Origin of the sequence: Janthinobacterium sp. ROICE36 (assembly GCF_002869965.1) — a bacterium.
Taxonomy (GTDB): Bacteria; Pseudomonadota; Gammaproteobacteria; order Burkholderiales; family Burkholderiaceae_D; genus Janthinobacterium.
In genome coordinates, this window is record NZ_PEBS01000038.1 from 35,651 (window position 1) to 55,063 (window position 19,413).

17 protein-coding genes are annotated in these 19,413 nt (G+C 62.3%); 8 read left to right on the forward strand and 9 right to left on the reverse strand.

The features are described 5' to 3' along the window. Positions 1-5 precede the first annotated feature (5 nt). The 8 genes from bioD to CSZ94_RS16340 all read right to left on the reverse strand — a co-directional run bounded on the left by bioD (position 6) and on the right by CSZ94_RS16340 (position 9,024). On the reverse strand, positions 6-791 hold the full coding sequence (gene bioD / locus CSZ94_RS16305) for a dethiobiotin synthase (protein WP_102122472.1): 786 nt from the start codon (positions 789-791) through the stop codon (positions 6-8). Then, on the reverse strand, positions 781-1,977 hold the full coding sequence (bioF, locus tag CSZ94_RS16310; RefSeq protein WP_102122473.1) for an 8-amino-7-oxononanoate synthase: 1,197 nt from the start codon (positions 1,975-1,977) through the stop codon (positions 781-783). The genes bioD and bioF overlap by 11 nt, the downstream gene beginning before the upstream one ends. Position 1,978: 1 nt before the next feature. Beyond that, positions 1,979-3,319, reverse strand: coding sequence for an adenosylmethionine--8-amino-7-oxononanoate transaminase (gene bioA / locus CSZ94_RS16315; RefSeq protein WP_102122474.1), 1,341 nt, complete (start codon positions 3,317-3,319; stop codon positions 1,979-1,981). Positions 3,320-3,338: 19 nt separating this feature from the next. Then, the gene (locus CSZ94_RS16320; protein ID WP_102122475.1) at positions 3,339-4,127 is read right to left on the reverse strand and encodes an enoyl-CoA hydratase/isomerase family protein; all 789 of its coding nucleotides are present in this window, start codon (positions 4,125-4,127) and stop codon (positions 3,339-3,341) included. Positions 4,128-4,148: 21 nt separating this feature from the next. Next, positions 4,149-5,771 carry a carboxyl transferase domain-containing protein gene (locus CSZ94_RS16325; RefSeq protein ID WP_102122476.1) on the reverse strand — a complete coding sequence of 541 codons (1,623 nt, stop codon included), beginning with the start codon at positions 5,769-5,771 and terminating at the stop codon, positions 4,149-4,151. A gap of 40 nt (positions 5,772-5,811) precedes the next feature. After that, positions 5,812-6,261: a YchJ family protein gene (locus tag CSZ94_RS16330; protein WP_102122477.1), complete on the reverse strand. Its 450-nt coding sequence runs from the start codon at positions 6,259-6,261 to the stop codon at positions 5,812-5,814. Positions 6,262-6,338: 77 nt separating this feature from the next. Beyond that, on the reverse strand, positions 6,339-7,625 hold the full coding sequence (locus tag CSZ94_RS16335; protein ID WP_102122478.1) for a D-amino acid dehydrogenase: 1,287 nt from the start codon (positions 7,623-7,625) through the stop codon (positions 6,339-6,341). Positions 7,626-7,716: 91 nt separating this feature from the next. Further along, entirely contained in the window at positions 7,717-9,024 is a 1,308-nt protein-coding gene (locus CSZ94_RS16340; protein ID WP_102122486.1) for a serine hydrolase domain-containing protein, read from the reverse strand. A gap of 238 nt (positions 9,025-9,262) precedes the next feature. On the opposite strand from CSZ94_RS16340, the gene CSZ94_RS16345 reads away from it, so the two are divergent. The 8 genes from CSZ94_RS16345 (at position 9,263) to CSZ94_RS16380 (ending at position 17,569) form a co-directional block, all read left to right on the forward strand. Beyond that, positions 9,263-10,012, forward strand: a complete 750-nt coding sequence (locus CSZ94_RS16345) for a GntR family transcriptional regulator (RefSeq protein WP_071080135.1) — start codon at positions 9,263-9,265, stop codon at positions 10,010-10,012. Positions 10,013-10,111: 99 nt separating this feature from the next. Continuing rightward, entirely contained in the window at positions 10,112-10,993 is an 882-nt protein-coding gene (locus tag CSZ94_RS16350) for an N-acetylmuramic acid 6-phosphate etherase (RefSeq protein WP_102122479.1), read from the forward strand. A 45-nt stretch (positions 10,994-11,038) separates the two neighbouring features. Next, positions 11,039-12,337, forward strand: a complete 1,299-nt coding sequence (locus CSZ94_RS16355) for an MFS transporter (protein ID WP_102122480.1) — start codon at positions 11,039-11,041, stop codon at positions 12,335-12,337. Between the two features lie 91 nt (positions 12,338-12,428). Next, entirely contained in the window at positions 12,429-14,081 is a 1,653-nt protein-coding gene (locus tag CSZ94_RS16360) for a glycoside hydrolase family 10 protein (RefSeq protein ID WP_102122481.1), read from the forward strand. A gap of 94 nt (positions 14,082-14,175) precedes the next feature. Then, a complete protein-coding gene (locus tag CSZ94_RS16365) occupies positions 14,176-15,123 on the forward strand; it encodes a BadF/BadG/BcrA/BcrD ATPase family protein (protein WP_258001029.1) in 948 nt (315 codons plus the stop codon). Positions 15,124-15,153: 30 nt separating this feature from the next. Beyond that, the gene (locus CSZ94_RS16370; RefSeq protein ID WP_102122483.1) at positions 15,154-15,969 is read left to right on the forward strand and encodes an N-acetylmuramoyl-L-alanine amidase; all 816 of its coding nucleotides are present in this window, start codon (positions 15,154-15,156) and stop codon (positions 15,967-15,969) included. Positions 15,970-16,052: 83 nt separating this feature from the next. Then, positions 16,053-16,955: a LysR family transcriptional regulator gene (locus tag CSZ94_RS16375; RefSeq protein ID WP_099408255.1), complete on the forward strand. Its 903-nt coding sequence runs from the start codon at positions 16,053-16,055 to the stop codon at positions 16,953-16,955. Further along, positions 16,955-17,569: a M15 family metallopeptidase gene (locus tag CSZ94_RS16380; RefSeq protein WP_102122484.1), complete on the forward strand. Its 615-nt coding sequence runs from the start codon at positions 16,955-16,957 to the stop codon at positions 17,567-17,569. Before CSZ94_RS16375 ends, CSZ94_RS16380 begins: the two co-directional genes overlap by 1 nt. On the opposite strand, the gene CSZ94_RS16385 is transcribed toward CSZ94_RS16380, so the two are convergent. Further along, the gene (locus CSZ94_RS16385) at positions 17,570-18,949 is read right to left on the reverse strand and encodes a sodium-dependent transporter (RefSeq protein ID WP_102122485.1); all 1,380 of its coding nucleotides are present in this window, start codon (positions 18,947-18,949) and stop codon (positions 17,570-17,572) included. Positions 18,950-19,413: the final 464 nt, after the last annotated feature.

Sequence of the window (19,413 nt, forward strand, 5' to 3'; positions counted from 1 at the left end):
TCGGTTTAATTGTGCGGATGTTGCGCCGGCCAGTTGGGCAAGCCGGTGAAATCGAGATACGCCGCCGCCGCTTCTGCACCGGGCTGCGTCAGGCGCGGCACCTTGCCCAGCAGCGGCGCCGGGATGCGCTCGATCAATGCATCGATATTTTCGTCGAGGAAGCGCATTTCCTCTTCCAGGGTGTTGGCGACCCAGCCGATCACCGTCAGGCCACGCGCTTCGATGGCTTCCACCGTCAGCAAGGCCTGGCTGATGCAACCGAGGCGCATGCCGACTACCAGGATCACGGGCAAATCGAGCTGCTGCGCCAGGTCGGCCGAGTCGAAACCGGCCGACAGCGGCACGCGGAAACCGCCCACGCCTTCGACCACGACGGCGTCCGAGGCGGCGGCGATTTCCAGATAGGCGGCAAGAATTGGCACCGATTCGATACACACGCCTTCGAGAGCGGCGGCGATGTGCGGCGCGGCCGGTTCCTTCAGCATGTAGGGCGTGGTCAGGCTGCGCAGCATGGTGACGTTGCCGGCGGCGATCAGGCTGTCGGCGTCTTCATTATGCAGCTCGCCGTCGCGCATCTCGGCGCCGGCGGCCACGGGCTTCATGCCGCAGGCGCGCACGCCGCGCGCGACCAGCGCGTGCAGCAGGGCCGACGACGTCAGGGTCTTGCCGATTTCCGTGTCGGTACCGGTGACGAAACAGGCAAAGCGAGATGGCAGGCCGGTGGCAGCGGGTGCCGGCCGCACGGCCGGTACAGCTGTCACTTCTGCCAGGACAGGATCATCAAGGCTCATGGCGAGTCCTTTCCAAGGTGTTGACTGCATTGATCAATTGCGCCACTTCCTGCGCCGTGTGGCCGGCCGACAGGGTCACGCGCAGGCGCGCCGATCCCGCTGGCACGGTGGGCGGGCGGATCGCACCGACCCACAGCCCCTGCTGGTAGAGTTGGGCGGCGATGCCCATCATTTCCGCGTTTTCGCCGATGATGACGGGCTGGATGGCGGAGAGCGACGGCAAGGCTTGCCAGCGTTGCAGCTGCAGGCCCTCGTTCCATTGCGCCACCAGCGCCGCCAGGTGCACCCGGCGTTGTTTTCCTTCGTCACCGGCGATGATGTCCAGGCTGGCCAAGAGCGCATGCGCCAGCGCCGGCGCCGCCGCCGTGGTGAAGATGTACGGACGCGCCTTCTGGATCAGCGTTTCGATCACGGCTTCATGCGCGCAAACAAAGGCGCCGCCCACGCCAGCCGATTTGCCCAAGGTGCCCACGTACACCAAGTACGGCGACTGCAGGTCGAAGTGTTCGAGCGCGCCACGGCCGTTCTGGCCCAGGGCGCCGAAGCCGTGCGCGTCGTCGACCACCAGCCAAGCGCCGTGCTGCTCGCACAGGGCCAGCAGCGCGGGCAGCGGCGCCAGGTCGCCATCCATGCTGAAGATGCTGTCCGTGACGACGATCTTGGTCATCGCCGTGCTGGCCGCCAGCAGGGCCGCCAGCGCGTCCAGGTCCGCATGCGGATACACGCGCGTCTTGACGCGGGCCAGGCGCGTGCCGTCAATCAGCGAGGCGTGGTTCAGCGCTTCCGAGAAGATTTCGGCGTCGGCATCACCGGCGGCCAGGGCCGTCAGCACAGCTAAATTAGCCATGTAGCCGGTGCAGAAATACAGGGCGCGCGCCTGTTCCAGGTTGGCGCCGACGAAATCGGCCAGGCGTTCTTCAAGCTGCGCGTGGGCGCGGCTATGGCCACTGATCAGGTGCGAAGCGCCGCTGCCGGCGCCATACAGGTCGGCGCCCTCTTTCAGCGCGTCCACGATGCGCGGATGCGACGCCAGGCCCAGGTAGTCATTGCTGCAAAAGGCCAGCATGTCGCGTCCGTCCACCGTCAGGCGCGGCGCGCACGGCGTGTCGACGGTGCGGCGGCGGCGGATCAGGCTGCGCTCCTCCAGCCCTTGCAGTTGCTGTTGTAATCGCGCGATCAGTTCCACCTCAGGCTCCGATGACTGTGTTGAAGACGGCCAGCGTCTGCTGGCCCAGGCCTGCGATTTCTGCGTCGTCGAGGATGTATGGCGGCATCAGGTAGACGGTGGAACCGATGGGGCGCATCAGGAGTTCATGTTCCAGCGCCGTGCTGAAGAAGCGGCGCGAAAAATCGGGCGCCGCATCGATGGCGTCAAAGGCCCAGATCATGCCGTGCTGGCGGAAGTGTTTTACTTTTTCATGCTGCGCCAGCGGCGCCAGGGCGCGCGTGATCTTGGCGGCGCGTTCCCGGTTGGCCACCAGCACATCGTCTTCCGCGAAAATCGACAGGGTCGCCAGCGCCGCGCGGCAGGCCAGCGGGTTGCCCGTGTACGAGTGCGAATGCAAAAAGCCGCGCCGCACGTCGGTACTGTAGAACGCCTGGTAGATGTCTTCGCGCGTCATCACCAGCGATAAAGGCAGGTAGCCGCCGCTGATGCCCTTCGACAGGCAGACGAAGTCGGGCCAGATGCCGGCCTGTTCGCAGGCGAAGAAGGTGCCCGTGCGGCCGCAGCCGACGGCGATTTCATCGAGGATCAAGTGGACTTGATAGCGGTCGCACAGGGCGCGCACCAGCGACAGGTACAAGGGGTCGTGCATGGCCATGCCGGTGGCGCACTGCACCAGCGGCTCGATGATGATGGCGGCGATTTTGTCGGCCTTCTGCTGGAAAAGCCGTTCCACTTCAAAGGCGGCGCGGCGCGCCACGTCTTGCGCCGATTCGCCTTCGACTGCCTGGCGGAAGTCGGGCGACATCACCGTCTGCGAGGCGCGCAGCAAGGGGCCATAGGCATCCTTGAACAGGGCGACATCGGTCACGGCCAGCGCGCCGATGGTTTCGCCGTGGTAGCTGCCTTTCAGGCAGACGAATTCCTGCTTTTCACTTTTGCCACTGTTGCGCCAGGCGTGAAAGCTCATTTTCAGGGCGATTTCCACGGCCGATGCCCCGTCGGAGGCGTAAAAGCTGTGACCGAGCACGCCGTTGGTGAGCGCGGAGAGCTTTTCCGACAGTTCGACCACCGGTTCATGCGTGAACCCGGCCAGCATGGCGTGTTCCAGGCGGTCCAGTTGGTCCTTCAGTTCCGCATTGATGCGCGGATTGGCATGGCCGAACAGGTTCACCCACCAGGAGCTGATGGCGTCCAGGTAGCGTCGGCCTTCGTGGTCGTACAGCCAGGCGCCGCGGCCGTGGCTGACGGGGATGAGCGGAACGCTGTTGTTGCCATGCGCGTGATGCTGCATTTGCGTGCAAGGGTGCCACACGCTGCGCAGACTGCGTTCGACCCAGCCCGATTGTTTTTCTGCTTTCAAAACTGCTCCAATGATATTGCTAGCCCATGAGCCAACTCGGCTTGCGCTTGTCGAGGAAGGATTGCACGCCTTCGCGTCCCTGCTCCGAGGCGCGGATCTGCGCGATGCGCTCGGCGGTATCGGCCAGCAGCGCGTCGTCGACCGGCTGGCCGGCGATCTCGCGCACCAGCGTTTTCGCTTGCGCCACGGCGTGCGGGCTGTTGCCCGTCAGCGCTTTCAGCACGTCAAAAGTTTTCGCGTCCAGTGCGTTTGCTGCGACTACCTCGTGGGCAAAGCCGATGCGCAGCGCTTCGTGGGCGGAGAATCGCTCGGCGGTCAGGCAATAGCGGCGTGCCGCGTTTTCGCCCATGGCCTTGATGACATACGGTGAAATAGTGGCCGGGATCAGTCCCAGCCGCACTTCGCTCAGGCAGAAATGCACGTCTTCCGCAACCAGAATGATATCGCATGCGGCGACCAGGCCCATGCCACCCGCATAGCAGTCGCCCTGGATCTTTGCCACCACGGGCTTGGGACACAGGTAAATCGTGCGCAGCATCTGCGCCAGTTGCAGCGCGTCGGCCTGGTTTTCGGCATGCGTGTAGCCGGCCATCTTCTTCATCCAGTGCAAGTCCGCGCCGGCGCAAAAGGCCGCGCCGTTCGCCGCCAGCACGATGGCGCGCACCATCTCGCTGCGTCCCAGGCCCTCGAAGGCGCGCGCCAGTTCGGCGATCGTCGTCTCGTTGAAGGCATTGCGCACATCCGGGCGGTTCAGGGTCACGGTGGCGACATTGCCCTCGATGACCAGCTTTAAGGTTTCAAATTCCATTCTTTTCTCCCTGAATGCCGCTTACATACGAAACACGCCGAACTTCGTGTCCGGGATTTCCGCGTTCAAGGCGGCCGACAGGCCCAGGCCCAGCACCATGCGGGTGTCGGCCGGGTCGATCACGCCATCGTCCCACAGGCGCGCGGTGGCGTAGTACGGGTGGCCCTGGTGTTCGTATTGATCCTTGATCGGCTGCTTGAAGGCGGCTTCTTCTTCCGCGCTCCACTCGCCGCCCTTGCCCTCGATGCCGTCGCGCTTGACCGTGGCCAGCACGGACGCCGCCTGGTCGCCGCCCATGACGGAAATGCGCGCATTCGGCCACATCCACATGAAGCGGGGAGAAAACGCGCGGCCGCACATGCCGTAGTTGCCGGCGCCGAAGCTGCCGCCGATGATCACCGTGAATTTTGGCACGGCCGCCGTGGCCACGGCCGTCACCATCTTGGCGCCATTGCGGGCGATGCCCTCGTTTTCGTACTTGCGGCCGACCATGAATCCGGTGATGTTTTGCAGGAAGACCAAGGGGATCTTGCGCTGGCAGCACAGTTCAATGAAATGCGTGCCTTTCAGCGCCGATTCGGAGAACAAGATGCCGTTATTGGCGATGATGCCCACTTTGACGCCATAGATATGCGCAAAGCCGCAGATCAGGGTGGTGCCGTAGCGGGCCTTGAATTCGTCGAAATCGCTGCCGTCGACGATGCGCGCGATGACTTCCCTCACATCGAAGGGTTTGCGCGTATCGACGGGGATCACGCCATACAGTTCCTGCGTCGGGTATGCCGGCTCGACGGACTCGCGCAGCGCCATCTGCTGCGGCTTGCTGCGGTTCAGGTTAGAAACGATGGTGCGCGCCAGCGACAGCGCGTGCAAGTCGTTCTGCGCCAGGTGGTCGACTACGCCGGACAAGCGCGTATGCACGTCGCCGCCGCCCAGGTCTTCGGCCGTCACCACTTCGCCCGTGGCCGCTTTCACCAGTGGCGGGCCGCCAAGGAAAATCGTGCCCTGCTCCTTGACGATGATCGATTCGTCGCTCATGGCCGGTACATACGCGCCGCCCGCCGTGCAAGAACCCATCACCACGGCGATTTGCGGGATGCCCTTGGCCGACAGGTTCGCCTGGTTGTAGAAGATACGGCCGAAATGGTCGCGATCGGGGAAGACGTCGTCCTGGTTCGGCAGGTTGGCACCGCCCGAATCGACCAGGTAAATGCAGGGCAAGTTGTTCTGGTCGGCGATTTCCTGGGCGCGCAAATGCTTTTTCACCGTCATCGGGTAATAGGTGCCGCCCTTGACGGTGGCGTCGTTACACACGATGACGCATTCCTGGCCCGAGACGCGGCCGATGCCGGTGATGATGCCGGCGGAAGGCGCCGCATCGACGCCCTTGGCGTCCTGGTACATGGCGTAGGCCGCCATCTGGGAAAATTCGAGGAAGGGCGTGCCGGGATCGAGCAGCATCTGCACGCGGTCGCGCGGCAGCAGTTTTCCGCGCGCCAGGTGCTTGGCGGCGGCCGCTTCGCCGCCGCCGGCCGCGATTTTCTCGACCTTGTCGCGCAAATCGTCGACGATGGCTTGCATGGCCGCGGCATTGGCCTTGAAATCTTCACTGCGCGGATTGAGTTTGCTTTCGATGTGCGGCATTGTGCTTCCTTTTTATGATCGCCCGGTCTCTCGGGTCGCGCTATTCGGGAAAACTGCCGTCGAGATAAAACCAGCGCAGGGCGCCACCGCCCTCTTGCGCCTCGCGCACGAAGCGGCTCACTTCATGCAGGCGGTGCGCGCGGCCGTTGACCTTGTAGCGGGCCACGAATTCCACGCTGTCGCGGTGTATCTCTTCGGCTTGATAGTCTGATTCTGCTTTACGTTGACGTAAACGTAAAGCAGATTTTACCTCAAGTCCCAGCCAGTGGACTTTTTCTTCTTCCGCAAATAAAGCGTCGGTGGGACGGGTGCTGGCGTGCCAGGTGGCGCGCAGATAGGCTTCATCGCGCAAGGTAAACGCCGTGTAGCGCGAGCGCATCAGGGCTTCGGCCGTGGGCGGCAAGGCATCGCCCGCGATATACGGGCCGCAGCAACTGGCGTAGGAGGCGCCGCCACAGGGGCAGGCGGCAGATGTCGAGGGTGTGGGCATGCGCTGGCAAACAGGGAACAGGAAAGTCCCGCAATTATCCGCCATAACGGCGGCGCCGGTCGCCGCCGCTGGTCCGCCTATTTTCTGGGATGGAGGAAGTCCAGCGCAAACGGCGGCGCCTTGCCGGCCATGAGGTCGGCGAGGATGCGCGCCGTGCCGGCGGCGAAGGTAAAACCCAGCGGGCCATGGCCCACGTTGAGCCACAGATTGGCGTACTTGCTGGCGCCCACCAGCGGCGCGCTGTTCGGCGTGGCGGGGCGCAGGCCGGCCCAGGCCGTGGCCTGCTCGTAATCGGCGCCGTGCGGCATGGCTTCGCGCGCCAGCCGCGTCAGGCCGGCGATGCGGTTCCAATCGATGCTGTTGTCGGCGCCCACCATGTCGACCATGGCGGCCACGCGCAAGTCGCCACCGATGCGCGCATACAGCACCTTGCGTTCGAAATCCGTGATGCTGATCTCGGGCGCGCGGTCTTGCGCGCGGATGGGCGCCGTCAGGCTGTAGCCTTTCAAGGGATACAGGGGCAGGTAGATGGCCGCCGTGGCGGCCAGGTCGCGGCTCTGGATGCCGGCTGCCAGCACGTAGTGGTCCGCTTCCAGCAAGCCCAGGCTGGTGTCGACGCCCGCGATCTTGCCATTGCGCGTGACGAGGCGGCGCGCCTCGCCTTTTAACAGGAGTGAACAATTCGGGTGCTGCAGCAGGCGCGCTTCCAGCGCCAGGCAAAAGGCGTGGCAATCGGCCACCGCTTCGCCCTCGGTAAAGATGCCGCCCGCCAGGGAACCCTGCAGGGCGGCCAGCGCCGGTTCGCGCTGCACCGCTTCTGCGGGAGACAAGACCATGCGCGCCTCTTCCGACTCGGGCCGGGCCACGGCCCGCTGAAAGATGGCCGGCGAACGATAGACGATGAGCTTGCCCGCATCGCGCCAGGCATACGCTTCGGGCGGCACGGTCAGTTCCAGCTGCGCCATGCCGGCGCGGCTCCATTCGCCCAGTTGCAGCAGCTTGGCCGTCGTGCGGGCATTGCTGGCGCTGTTGCAATTGCGCAGGAAACTGGCCATCCAGCGCCATTGGCGCCAGTCCGCTTCGGGACGGAAGCGCAGCGGGCCATCTTTCTGCAGCAGCCATTGCAGGGCTTTGAAGGGCACGCCCGCGTCCGCCAGCGGCGCCACATAGCGATAACTGAGCTGGCCGCCATTGCGGTAGCTGGCGGCAACCGCCACCTGTTCATTGCGTTCCAGTACCGTGACCTTGTAGCCGGCCTCGGCCAGCCACCAGGCCGATGTCAGACCGACGACGCCGCCGCCGATGATGATGACTTGTTGCTGCATGTTGCCTCGCTGCGTTGCGCTCCCATGGTGCGGGAGCATTCGGTGAGTGCTTAGAGGCTGGTCGTTCAGGGAGCCAATGAAACATCATGGTGCAGCCATAACTTTCAGGAATGCACTATTTCAGTGCAAATTATTCATGCTTGTCAATCGCACCACGGTATAAGGTGGTGAGTATCAATTCCTCGCTGCGCCCCATGGCGGAATACCTGCCCGGATAGCGCGCGGGATCGCTGCCCGTGCCGCCCACCAGCATCACCATGCCATTCCTGTGCTTGAAATCGAGCACGAAGGCGGAGACGAGGCCATACGCGTCGCCCAGGTGGCCCACGGCCGTGAAGCTGGCGCCCTCGACCAGGCCGTTGCCCTGCCCCGCCACCGCATCGAACTGCTGGTTGCCCAGGCCCCAGGCGCGGTACAGGCCCTGTTCGCTGTTGCCATTGCCTCCAGCGGGCGCCAGCTGCCATTGCCGGGCAAACATCAAGGCGATGCTGGCTGGCTGCAATAGCTGCTTGCCCTGATGGCGGCCACCATCGAGCAGCATCTGCATGACGGTGCCCAGTCCTGCGGCGGAGATGCGCAAGCCGCCCGTGGGACTGAAGACGGTGGCGTTGCTGCCAATCACATAGTTGGCCAGGCCGGCAGGCGGGTGCTGGTAATCATCATCGGCCTGGGCGATCCACGGCCCTTGCGGTTGCCAGATTTCCGTCTCCAGCGTGCGCTTGCGGTACAAGGTGGCCGTATTCGCCAGCTCTTCCTGAGAGAAGGCCGCCCGATGGTAGCCGCCGCGCACATCGAGGGGATCGAGCAGCAAACGCCGCATCAGCAAGTCGAAGCGCTCGCCCGTGACCTTTTCCATCACGGTGCCGATCACGCCCCAGTTGAGGTTGGAATATGTGAAGTAACTGCCGGGCGCCGCAGCTGCATCCCACATGAGGTCGCCGCCGGCCGTAAACACGTCGCGCAAGCTGCGTTCGGGGCCCCAGGCATAGCCGCCCGCGTCGCGCAGCGAGGAAGTATGGCTGAGCAGGCTGCGCAGGGTCAGCGCTTGTTGGGGGAAATGCGGGTTGCGCAGGGAAAAGCCCAGATAGATGCCCACGTCCTGATCCAGGCTCAGCTTGCCCTGCTCGACCAGCCGCATCAGGCCCAGGGTGGTCATCATCTTCGATACCGAGGCGATGCGAAACAGGGTGGCCGGCGTCACTGGCAAGTGCTGCGCCGGCGTGGCGCCGATGTGCCGGTAGCCAAATTGCTGTTGATACGACACCTTGCCCTGACGAATGGCCAGCACGGACAGGCTGGCCAGCGGGTGAGCCGTATCCTCGACGATGGCCGACAGCGCCGCATCGAGCGGGCGCTGCTGGTCCTTGCCGCTACCGAGCGGAGCGGCAAGCACGCTCCAGGTCGTGCCCAGCAGCAGCAAGCCCAGTAAGCCCGTCATTTTATTCTGCATATTCCCTGTTTCTCGGTGTGGTGGAGGCATCGCCAGCATAGGGCGGGATGGTTTACTACGCCAATGAAAATTGCTTATTTATCTATAATGCAAAGCTATACCTACGGTAAAACATTGTTTTTTTAAGTGTATAACCGTTATTTATGGTCATTTTCCATTTATTCATGGGTGGACGGGCTACGCGCAAGCGCCATCGCTATTACACTAGGAGGACAAGGAGAACTGTATGAGCCAGACCAGCGTAGAACTCAAGGTCGATTTAAATGACAATTCGCCTTTATATATGCAGATCGCCCGCAAGCTGAGCGATGACGTACGCAACGGCCGCTACCAGGTAGACCAGGCCCTGCCCTCTGAACGTACCCTGTCCGAACTGCTCGACGTATCGCGCGTGACTGCCCGCAAGGCCATCGACCAGCTCGTCGAGCAAGGCCTCGTCGTGCGCCGCCGTGGTTCGGGCAACTATATTGCCCCGCGCATCGAGCAGCCGCTGTCGAACCTGTCGAGCTTTTCCGAGCAGCTGCAGCAGCGCGGCTACCGCCCCGGCTCGCGCTGGCTCAAGCGCGAAGTCGTCATCGCCAGCAGCGATGAACAGCTGAGCCTGGGCCTGGCGCAGAACACGAAAGTGGCGCGCCTGGAGCGCCTGCGCCTGGCCGACGACGTGGTGATGGCGTATGAAGTGAGCGTGCTGCCCTTCAGCGTAGTGCCGGACCCGGCCGCCATGGGCGATTCGCTGTATGAATACTTGAGCAGCATCAAGAAGGCTCCCGTGCGCGCCTTGCAGCACATCCGCGCCATGAATGCGACGGACGTGCTGGCCAAGCAACTGGGCATCCCCGATGGCCAGGCCGTGCTGTTCATCACGCGCATCGCCTATCTGGAGTCGGGCGAAGCGGTGGAACTCACGCATTCGTATTGCCGCAGCGATCATTACGATTTTGTTGCAGAGATGCGCCGCGCGCCAAGTCAACTGTAAATACCCATAAGCTTCCGTTATGCCTGCACGCCAAGCTTTCATGGCTGATCTTGCACATCGGTATTAAACTGGTTTCACCTTCAACCATGTTCGAGAATCATGTTGAAAACTGAAACCCCGAGCCGGCGGCATCCGGATCTGGATCTGTACCCGGTGGAGCAATTGGTGGCGGCGCTGGTCGATGACCAGTTTTGGGCCGTCGAAGCCGTGCGGCTGGCGTCGCCGCAGATCGCGGCCGCCATCGCGGCTGCCCTGCCCCGTATCGCCGCTGGCGGACGCCTGTTGTATGTGGGCGCCGGCACGTCGGGTCGCCTTGGCGTACTCGACAGCGTTGAACTCAATCCCACGTTTTCCTGGCCGCCCGAGCGTGCTGTCGCCATCCTGGCCGGCGGCACGGGCGCCATGTTTGTGGCCGTCGAGGGGGCGGAAGATGATTTATCGCAAGGCGAGCAGGATTTGCTGGCCCTGCAGCCGCAAGAAAATGATGTCGTGATTCTGCTGGCCGCGTCCGGCGCCACGCCCTATGTGCTGGGCGCGTTGCTGGCGGCGCGCAAGGCGGGCGCCCTGACCATCGGCATCGCCAACAATGTGGGCGCCCCCGTGACACACGAGGCGCAATGCGGCATCGTGCTCGATACGGGCACGGAAGTCATTTCCGGCAGCACGCGCCTGAAGGCGGGCACGGCGCAAAAAATCACCCTGAACACGATTTCCAGCGCCCTGATGGTGGGTTTGCATAAAACTTACGGAAACTTGATGGTAGACTTGAAGCCGACCAACGCCAAGCTGATCTGGCGGGCGGTGCGTCTGACCATGCATGCCACCGGCGCCAGCGAGGCGCAGGCCAGGACCGTGCTCGAGCAGTGCCACTATCACGTCAACGTGGCGATTGTTGCCTTGATAAAAAAAATCAATACAAACCAGGCACAGGCATTGTTGGCCGGCGCGGACGGCAGTGTGCGGGCGGCACTGGCGGCGTGATCCGATGGCGCGGCATTCTTCTGTCTGGGAGACAAAGAAGGATGTATGGAGCTAGTGAAACAAACCGCCCCGGCGCGCGCAAACAAGCCGTGGCTGTGGATCCCTTCCCTGTATTTCGGCCAGGGCATTCCCTATGTCGTGGTCATGACCTTGTCCGTGATCATGTACAAGAACTATGGTTTCAGCAATACGGATATCGCGCTGTATACCAGCTGGCTATACTTGCCCTGGGTCATCAAGCCCCTGTGGTCGCCCTTCATCGATATGTACCGCACCAAGCGCTTCTGGATCATCGGCCTGCAGTTGGTGATCGGCGCCGCGCTGGCGCTGGTGGCCCTGACGACGTCCTTGCCGCATTTTTTTCAGATCAGCCTGGCCATCTTCTGGCTGATGGCCTTCAGTTCCGCCACGCATGATATTGCCGCCGACGGCTTTTATATGCTGGGCCTGGAAGAGCACCAGCAAGCGGCCTTTGTCGGCGTGCGCAGCACGTTTTACCGCCTGGCGATGATCGCCGGCCAGGGCGGCCTGGTGTTTCTGGCTGGCTATCTGACGCATGCGACGGGCAATGTGCAGCTGGCCTGGTCCGTCGTGTTTGCGATTTTGGCGGGCCTGTTCATCGCCCTCTTCCTGTATCACTATTTTGTCTTGCCGACACCGAAGGATGACCGGCCCAGCATCCAGGGCGCCGGTATTTCTCCGCTGCAAGAGTTCGTCGCCACCTTTGCCGCGTTTTTCAAGAAGAAGGATATTCTCGTCATCCTGGGCTTTTTGCTGCTGTTCCGTCTCGGCGAAGCGCAGCTGTTGAAGCTGGCCGCGCCCTTCCTGCTCGACCCCGTCGCCAAGGGCGGCCTGGGTCTCAGCACGGAACAGGTGGGCCTGGTCTACGGCACCATCGGCGTGATCGCCCTGACCCTCGGTGGCTTGCTGGGCGGATTCATCATTTCCCGCTTCGGTTTGAAACGCTGTTTGTGGATCATGGTGCTGTCCGTCCACTTGCCCGACCTGGTTTTCGTTTACCTGGCCAGCGCTTTGCCTAGCAGCATCTATGTGATTGCCGGCGGCATTGCGCTGGAGCAATTCGGCTATGGCTTCGGTTTCGCTTCCTACATGCTGTACATGATCATGGTCTCCGATGGCGCGCATAAAACGGCCCATTACGCCATTTGCACGGGTTTCATGGCCCTGGGCATGATGTTGCCGGGCATGGCCAGCGGCTGGATCCAGCAAATGCTTGGCTACCAGCATTTCTTCATCTGGGTCTGCATCGCCACCATTCCTGCTTTCATCCTGGCCGCGCTGGTCAAGATCGATCCCGAATTCGGCAAGAAGGCCGAGGCCTGATTCTTTTGAACTGTGCGCCCGCAAGGATGGCGGGCGCACAGTAAAATGCCCGCACCGATACACCTGCGCTCCACCATTGCAAGGAATTGTTTTGTTGTCTACTTTCAAAAAATGCCTGGGCGGCACGGCTGGCGTGCTGGCCGCGCTGGCCGCCGCCACATTGCTCAGCAGCTGTACCAGCACCAAAATGCCCTCCGCAGTGACGCCGGGCGACACGGGTTTGCCGCCCGTGCAGCACATCACGGGCGAAGTGCCGCCGCCGGCGCCGCGCGAGTTCCGCGCCGCCTGGGTCTCGACGGTCGCCAATATCGACTGGCCCAGCCGCAGCAATTTGCCGGTCGCCAAGCAGCAAGCCGAGGCGATCGCCATCCTCGACCGCGCCAAGTCCTTGAATCTGAACGCGATTGTGCTGCAGGTGCGGCCCAGCGCCGATACGATTTACCCGTCGCAACTGGAGCCATGGTCGGAATACCTGACCGGCAAGCAAGGCCAGCCGCCATTGCCGATGTATGACCCGCTGGCCTTCTGGGTGGCGCAGGCGCATGCGCGCGGCCTGGAATTGCACGCCTGGTTCAACCCGTACCGGGCCCGTCACGCGACGGCCAAGTCGCCGCTGGCGCGCGACAGTTTCGCCTCCACCAACCCGGCGTCCGTCAAGCAATACGGCCGCTACCTGTGGATGGATCCGGGTGATGCCGCCGCCTCGAAGCACACGACGGACGTGGTACTGGACGTGGTGCGCCGCTACGATATCGATGGCGTGCACATCGACGATTACTTTTATCCGTATCCGATCGACGCGCCCGGCGCCGGTGCGGGAGCCGAGACGGCCGCGCTGGACGCGGGCAATGGCGGCGCCAAGCGCGAACTGCCGTTTCCCGATGAGCCTTCCTGGCAGCAATATCTGCTGGCCGGTGGCCAGCTGGACCGCCCTTCCTGGCGCCGCCAGAACGTCAACCGGCTGATCGAATCCTTGTATACCGGCATCCACCGCGAAAAGAGCTGGGTGCGCTTCGGTATCAGCCCGTTCGGTATCGGCCGTCCCGACCGCCGCCCTGCCGGCATCGTCGGCTTCAGCCAGTACGATAAATTGTATGCGGATGCGGAACTGTGGCTGGCCAAGGGCTGGCTCGACTATCTGTCGCCGCAGCTGTACTGGCCCGTGGCGCAGGCGCCGCAAGCGTTCGGCGTGCTGCTCGACTACTGGCTGGCGCATAACCCGTATGGCCGCCATGTGTGGCCGGGCCTGTACACGAGCCGGATCGACAATTCCGCCAAGTCCTTCACGCCGCAAGAGATCATCAAGCAGATCGACGTGACGCGCACGCGCCCCGGCGCGAATGGACATGTGCATTTCAGCATGGTGCCGCTGATGCAGAACCGCAAGGGTGTCAGCGAGCAACTCAAGGCAACCGTGTATCAAAGCCCTGCCCTGATTCCCGCCACGCCGTGGCTGGGCAAGGAAGCACCGGGTACACCCGTGCTGGCCCTGCGCCGCGATGCCGCCAGACTGAACGTCAAATTGACGGCGGGTGGCGGCAAAGCAGTGGCGCAGTATGCCGTCTGGGCCCGCTACGGCGAAGACTGGCGTTTTAGCGTGGTCACGGGCCTGCAAGGCGAGCTGACCCTGGTCGATGATGCCACCGGTAAAGTCAACGCAGTGGTGGTCAGCGCCGTGGACCGTCTCGGCAATGAAAGTCCCCGCGTTACCGTGCGCGCACCGTTTGCGGCCCCCGCCAAGTAATTGTTGCCGGATCTCCGGTAGTCCATAACCTGCAGGCATGAAACATGCGCAAGCTTTCATGCCTGCAAGCTCCGCTTGGCTTTACACTCATGCCATGATTTCCATCTCTACAGCCCATCATGCGGTGCCCGTGCTGGGCCTGGGCATCGACGCGGGCGGCACGCAGACGCGCTGGGCATTGGCCACCGTTGACGGCGCCATCGTGGCCGACGGCGCCGTGGAAGGCTTGTCTGCCTTGCAAATGAGCAGCGATGCGGGTCGCGCGGCCGTGCATGCCACGTTTACCCGGCTGTGCCAGGCCGTGCTGGCTGTCGGCCAGCCGTGTGCCGTGGTGGCGGGCTTGACGGGCTTTGGTGGCGACGATGTTGCGCTGGCGCAAACGCTGGCCACCTTGCTGGCGCTGGACGCCGCCCACGTCAGCGTGGGCAACGATATCGACATTGCCTATCGTGACAGTTTTGAACCGGGCGAAGGGTATCTGGTCTACGCTGGCACGGGCTCGATTGCCGCCTGGATCGATGTGAATGGCGGCTTTCACCGCGCGGGCGGGCGCGGCGTGCTGCTCGACGATGGCGGCGGCGGCTACTGGATTGCGCGTGAAGCCTTGCGCCACATCTGGCGCCGCGAAGACGAGGCGCCCGGCAGCTGGCAAAGCTCGCCCATGGCCGGGGCCGTGTTTGCGCAACTGGGCGGTAGCGACTGGTCGCTGTCGCGTGCCTTCATGTATGGCCAGGACCGGGGGGCCATTGGCCGGCTGGCGCTGGCCGTGGCCGCCAGTGCAGACGCCGACCCGCTGGCGCTGGACATCTTGCAGCGCGCGGGGCAGGAACTGGCAAGATTGGCGCTGGCACTGACGGCCCGCCACGGCCCGCGTCCCGTGGTGCTGGCGGGCCGCGCGGCGCAGTTGCACCCGGCCATCGCGGCAGCCATGCGCGCCGCTTTGCCTGTATCGTTGATGATGGAGCAAAAAGTTGCCCGTTCGCATGAGGCTGCGGCCAAGCTGGCAGCCAGGACGGCCAGCTTGTGTGCCGGTAAAGACTGACTATTTTATTCACCCGAACATGGATCTTTCATGAAAAAAATCGCCCTCGCCCTGCTGGTGGCCCTGCTCTCCGCCTGTACCACGCCCGCGCCGCACCTCGACCACAGCTTGACGGCGCGCAGCCAGAGCCCGCGCGTGAAATTCATCGTCATCCATTACACGGTCAGCGACTTGCCCCGCTCGATCAAGATCCTGACGGAACAAGTGGTCAGCAGCCATTATTTGCTGACCGACACAGACAAGCCGAAGTTTTACGTGCTGGTCGACGAATCACGCCAGGCCAATCACGCGGGTGTGAGTAACTGGAAGACTTATACACAGTTAAATGTCAGTTCGATCGGCATCGAGATCGTCAATCCCGGCTACAAGGACACGCCGGAAGGCCGCCTCTGGTATCCCTTCCCGCAGGCGCAGATCGATGAGCTGATTCCGCTGTTGAAAGATATCCAGGCCCGTTACAACATCGCGCCGGAAAATATCCTCGGCCACAACGAAATCGCGCCGCAGCGCAAGCAAGACCCGGGCCCGCTGTTCCCTTGGCGCCAGCTGGCCGCTGCGGGCTTGATCGCCTGGCCGGACGCCAATCGTGTCGCCGGACAGCGCCTTATTTTTGAGCAACAAGTGCCGGACGCCGTCTGGTTCCAGAAAAAGCTGGCCCAGCACGGCTATGCGACGCCGAACACGGGCATCTTCGATGAAGCGACGCGTAATGTGCTGATCGCCTTCCAGATGAAATACCGCAACACATTGTTTGACGGCATGCCCGATGGCGAAACGGCGGCCCTGCTGGAAGTGCTGACGACGCCGGCCCCAGCGGTTGCAACACCTGCTGTTGTAGCAAAGTAGCATGGACGTTCCAGCCCATGACTTTTTCTTATATGCTGAACGTTGACGGCCCAGGTGGCCAAAGCAAGGTAAAGGAATAGCTCATGCGGCTGCGTCATATCGAAGTGTTTCATGCCATCATGCAAGTTGGCACCATCAGCGGTGCGGCCCAGGTGCTGCATATCTCGCAGCCGGCCGTGACCAAGGTCTTGCAGCATTGTGAGTTGCAACTGGGTATGCCGCTGTTCGAGCGCGTGCGAGGCAAGCTGTACCCGAAACCCGAGGCGCACCGTTTGTTTGTCGAGACGGAAAAGCTCAACCGCGATTTATTGGGCATCCGCCGCCTGGCGGCCAGCCTGAAGGGTCATGCGGTGGAAACCATCCGTTTGGTGTCCACGCCGACGCTCGCCATCAGCGTCTTGCCGTTTGCCATGACGGAATGGCGGCGTGACTTTCCCCACACGCGTTGCCAGCTGGCCACCCACCACACGGGTGAGATCGTCAATACCCTGCGCCTGGGTGAAGCGGACCTGGCCGTATCGCTGCAAGACCCGCGCCATCCGGGCATCGTGGCCGAACCCATCGCGCAGGGCGTCATGACGGTGATCGCGCCAGCCGGCACCTGGCATGCGGCCGATTGCGGCACGCCCTTGACGGCGCATGGCCTGAATGGCGAGCTGATCGGCCATGCGGACAACGATCCGTTGGGTGAACTGGTGGTGGCCGCCTGCGAGGCGCAGGATATCCACCCTGTCTTCAGTACCGTGGTGCAAACCTATCAAATTGCCCGTTCGCTGGTGGAAGCGGGCGCCGGCATGGCCGTGGTCGACCCGTTTACGGCCGCCTCCGGTTCGCCCGAGCGGCTGCAGCGCCGGCCTTGGGCGCCTACCATCCCCATCCAACTGTATTTATTGACGGCCAGTCACTCGCCGCTGTCGCATGGCGCGCGGCGCCTGGCCGACAGCATCGGCGTGGCGGCGCGCAACTGCCTGGAAAGAGGCGTCTGATGTCTGTTGCAAGTTTGCAATTGGAAGCGGTTGGCGACGATCCGCAATTTCGTCACTTGAGCAGCATCGCCGGCATCGCCGTCGACTTGCGCTACGCCACGCCCGACAATTTCGTCGGACGCGACTTATATAGCCCCATCGATTGCGCCTGGCTGCACCGCGATGCGGCCGCCGCACTGGAAAAGGCCGTGGCCTGGCTGGCCGCGCAGCGCCCCGATCATCATTTATTGGTGCTCGATGCCCTGCGCCCGCAACGGGTGCAGCAGCAATTGTGGGATGCGCTGCAGGGAACGGAGTTGTTGGGCTACATCGCGGAACCGTCGCGCGGCTCCATCCACTCGTTCGGCATGGCCCTCGACCTCACCATCGTCGGCCGGGACGGGAAGGAACTGGACATGGGCACGGGCTTTGATGATTTAAGTGAGCGCTCACATCCGGCTCTGGAGCTGGTTTTTCTGGAAAGCGGGGAGATTACGCAAGAGCACGTGGCGCATCGCCGCTTGTTGCGCGACGCCATGTTCCATGCGGGTTTCTTTGGCATCAACAGCGAATGGTGGCATTTCGATTGCGGTGACCGGGTGCTGGTGCGCCAGACCTACACCCGGGTACTCTGACTAGAAGACTTGTAAACCCTTCAGCATCACGATCAGGATCAGCACGGGCGAGACAAAGCGCAGCAGGAACAGCAGCACATGCGCCAAGGTCTTGTTTTGCAACTGGCCATGATTGCTGATTGCCTCGATGAAATGCTGCTTGCCCCAGGCCCAGCCTGTAAACAAGGCAATCGCGATGCCGCCCACGGGCAGGAAGATATTCGACGAGACGAAGTCGAACAGATCAAACATATTCAAGTTAAACAGCTTGAAGTCGGCCAGGGTGCTGTTACTCAGGGCGCACACGGAACCGAGCACGGCCAGCAGCAGCATGGTCACCACGGTGGCCTTGGTGCGCGTCCAGCCGAAGCGTTCATGGAAAATCACCACGGGCACTTCCATCAGCGACAGCATCGCGCCCGTTGCGGCGACGGCAGCAAGGATGAAGAACACCAGCATCAGGACTTGCCCCATGGGAATTTGCGAGAAAACTGCCGGAATCGTGATGAACACCAGCGACGGTCCCGCGCTGGGGGCGAAGCCAAACGTGAACACGGCGGGGAAGATGGCGATGCCGGCCAGCATCGATACGCCGAGGTCGGCCGCCATGACGCGTAAAGTGGTGACAGGGATATTCTGGTCGTCGCGGAAATAGCTGCCGTAGGTCATCATCGTACCCATGCCGACGGACAATTTGAAGAAGGCCAGGCCCATGGCCGTCAGCACGACGGAAGCCGTCAGCTTGGAAAAATCAGGACGAAACAAGAAGGCCAGGCCTAGACCCGCTTTATCGAGCGACAGGCTGACCGCGCAGAGCAGGAGCAGCAACAGGAACAGCCGCGGCATCAGTTTCTTGGCAATCGCCTCGATACCCTTGGTCACACCCAGCATCAATATGCCGCCGATAAACAGCAGCACGCCCCATTGCCAGAACAGCGATTGCAGGGGATTGCTGATCAGCGAGGCAAAGGCCGCTTCCGTCACCAGCTTGTCGCTGCTGAGGATGGAGCCATCGATGGACTTGGCGATATACGCAAACACCCAGCCCACCACCTCCGAGTAAAACGCGACGATCAGGAAGGCGGCGATCATGCCGATCACGCCGACCAGCCACCAGGGTTTGCCCTTCGGTGCCAGCTGTTCCATGGTGGAGATGGGATTGACCTTCGCGCGGCGCCCCAGGGTGATTTCCGCGATCATCACGGGCAGGCCTACTAATAAGGTGGCGAGTAAATAGATGAGCAGGAAGCCAGCGCCGCCATTGGCGCCCGTCAGGTAGGGGAACTTCCAGATATTGCCGAGGCCGACTGCGGAACCGAGGGTGGCGGCGAGCACGCCGAAACCAGTGCTAAAGCCAGCTCGTTTCAGGGTCAGGCCTGATCCTTGAGCTTGTTGTTTCATGGTGAATCTTCTATGTATGGAGGCGGATTTGCGCTGAGGGGGCGAAATTGTAGCAGTTGAATGCAAAAGCCTTGCTACTACCGGGACGCTTTGCTATAGTTCGCCCCCTCGCTGAACGATGCATGCAAATGCAGAGTAAAGCGGGTAAAAAAGAAGGTTGACGACATGCTGAAAAAGCTTCATACTCTTCCTTCTTCGCAGCTGACAAACACAACGCTTTGTCGATAGCGCGAGAGCAGTAAATAAGCAGCACCGAATACCGTTCTTTAACAATTAACAGTCGATAAGTGTGGGCATTTGATGTAAGTGCAGCAGCGATCTTCGGATTGCTGTAAAGCTTAAAATATCAAATGTTCACAAGAAATAATGAAATAGGATACTTCTTCGGAAGTAGCCTGTCAGTTTTTTGAGTGAGCAAATCTTTTGCAATGCAAAAGATTTGGATGGTAGTGATACTGTCCGAC

Bases quoted from the DNA above. Each gene is read 5' to 3' on its own strand.
- CSZ94_RS16335 (WP_102122478.1), bottom strand. From the start codon at position 7,625: ATGCTCCCGCACCATGGGAGCGCAACGCAGCGAGGCAACATGCAGCAA.
- CSZ94_RS16365 (WP_258001029.1), top strand. From the start codon at position 14,176: ATGATTTCCATCTCTACAGCCCATCATGCGGTGCCCGTGCTGGGCCTG.
- CSZ94_RS16330 (WP_102122477.1), bottom strand. From the start codon at position 6,261: ATGCCCACACCCTCGACATCTGCCGCCTGCCCCTGTGGCGGCGCCTCC.
- CSZ94_RS16370 (WP_102122483.1), top strand. From the start codon at position 15,154: ATGAAAAAAATCGCCCTCGCCCTGCTGGTGGCCCTGCTCTCCGCCTGT.
- bioD (WP_102122472.1), bottom strand. From the start codon at position 791: ATGAGCCTTGATGATCCTGTCCTGGCAGAAGTGACAGCTGTACCGGCC.
- CSZ94_RS16375 (WP_099408255.1), top strand. From the start codon at position 16,053: ATGCGGCTGCGTCATATCGAAGTGTTTCATGCCATCATGCAAGTTGGC.
- CSZ94_RS16385 (WP_102122485.1), bottom strand. From the start codon at position 18,949: ATGAAACAACAAGCTCAAGGATCAGGCCTGACCCTGAAACGAGCTGGC.
- CSZ94_RS16350 (WP_102122479.1), top strand. From the start codon at position 10,112: ATGTTGAAAACTGAAACCCCGAGCCGGCGGCATCCGGATCTGGATCTG.
- CSZ94_RS16380 (WP_102122484.1), top strand. From the start codon at position 16,955: ATGTCTGTTGCAAGTTTGCAATTGGAAGCGGTTGGCGACGATCCGCAA.
- CSZ94_RS16340 (WP_102122486.1), bottom strand. From the start codon at position 9,024: ATGACGGGCTTACTGGGCTTGCTGCTGCTGGGCACGACCTGGAGCGTG.
- CSZ94_RS16345 (WP_071080135.1), top strand. From the start codon at position 9,263: ATGAGCCAGACCAGCGTAGAACTCAAGGTCGATTTAAATGACAATTCG.
- CSZ94_RS16355 (WP_102122480.1), top strand. From the start codon at position 11,039: ATGGAGCTAGTGAAACAAACCGCCCCGGCGCGCGCAAACAAGCCGTGG.
- CSZ94_RS16325 (WP_102122476.1), bottom strand. From the start codon at position 5,771: ATGCCGCACATCGAAAGCAAACTCAATCCGCGCAGTGAAGATTTCAAG.
- CSZ94_RS16320 (WP_102122475.1), bottom strand. From the start codon at position 4,127: ATGGAATTTGAAACCTTAAAGCTGGTCATCGAGGGCAATGTCGCCACC.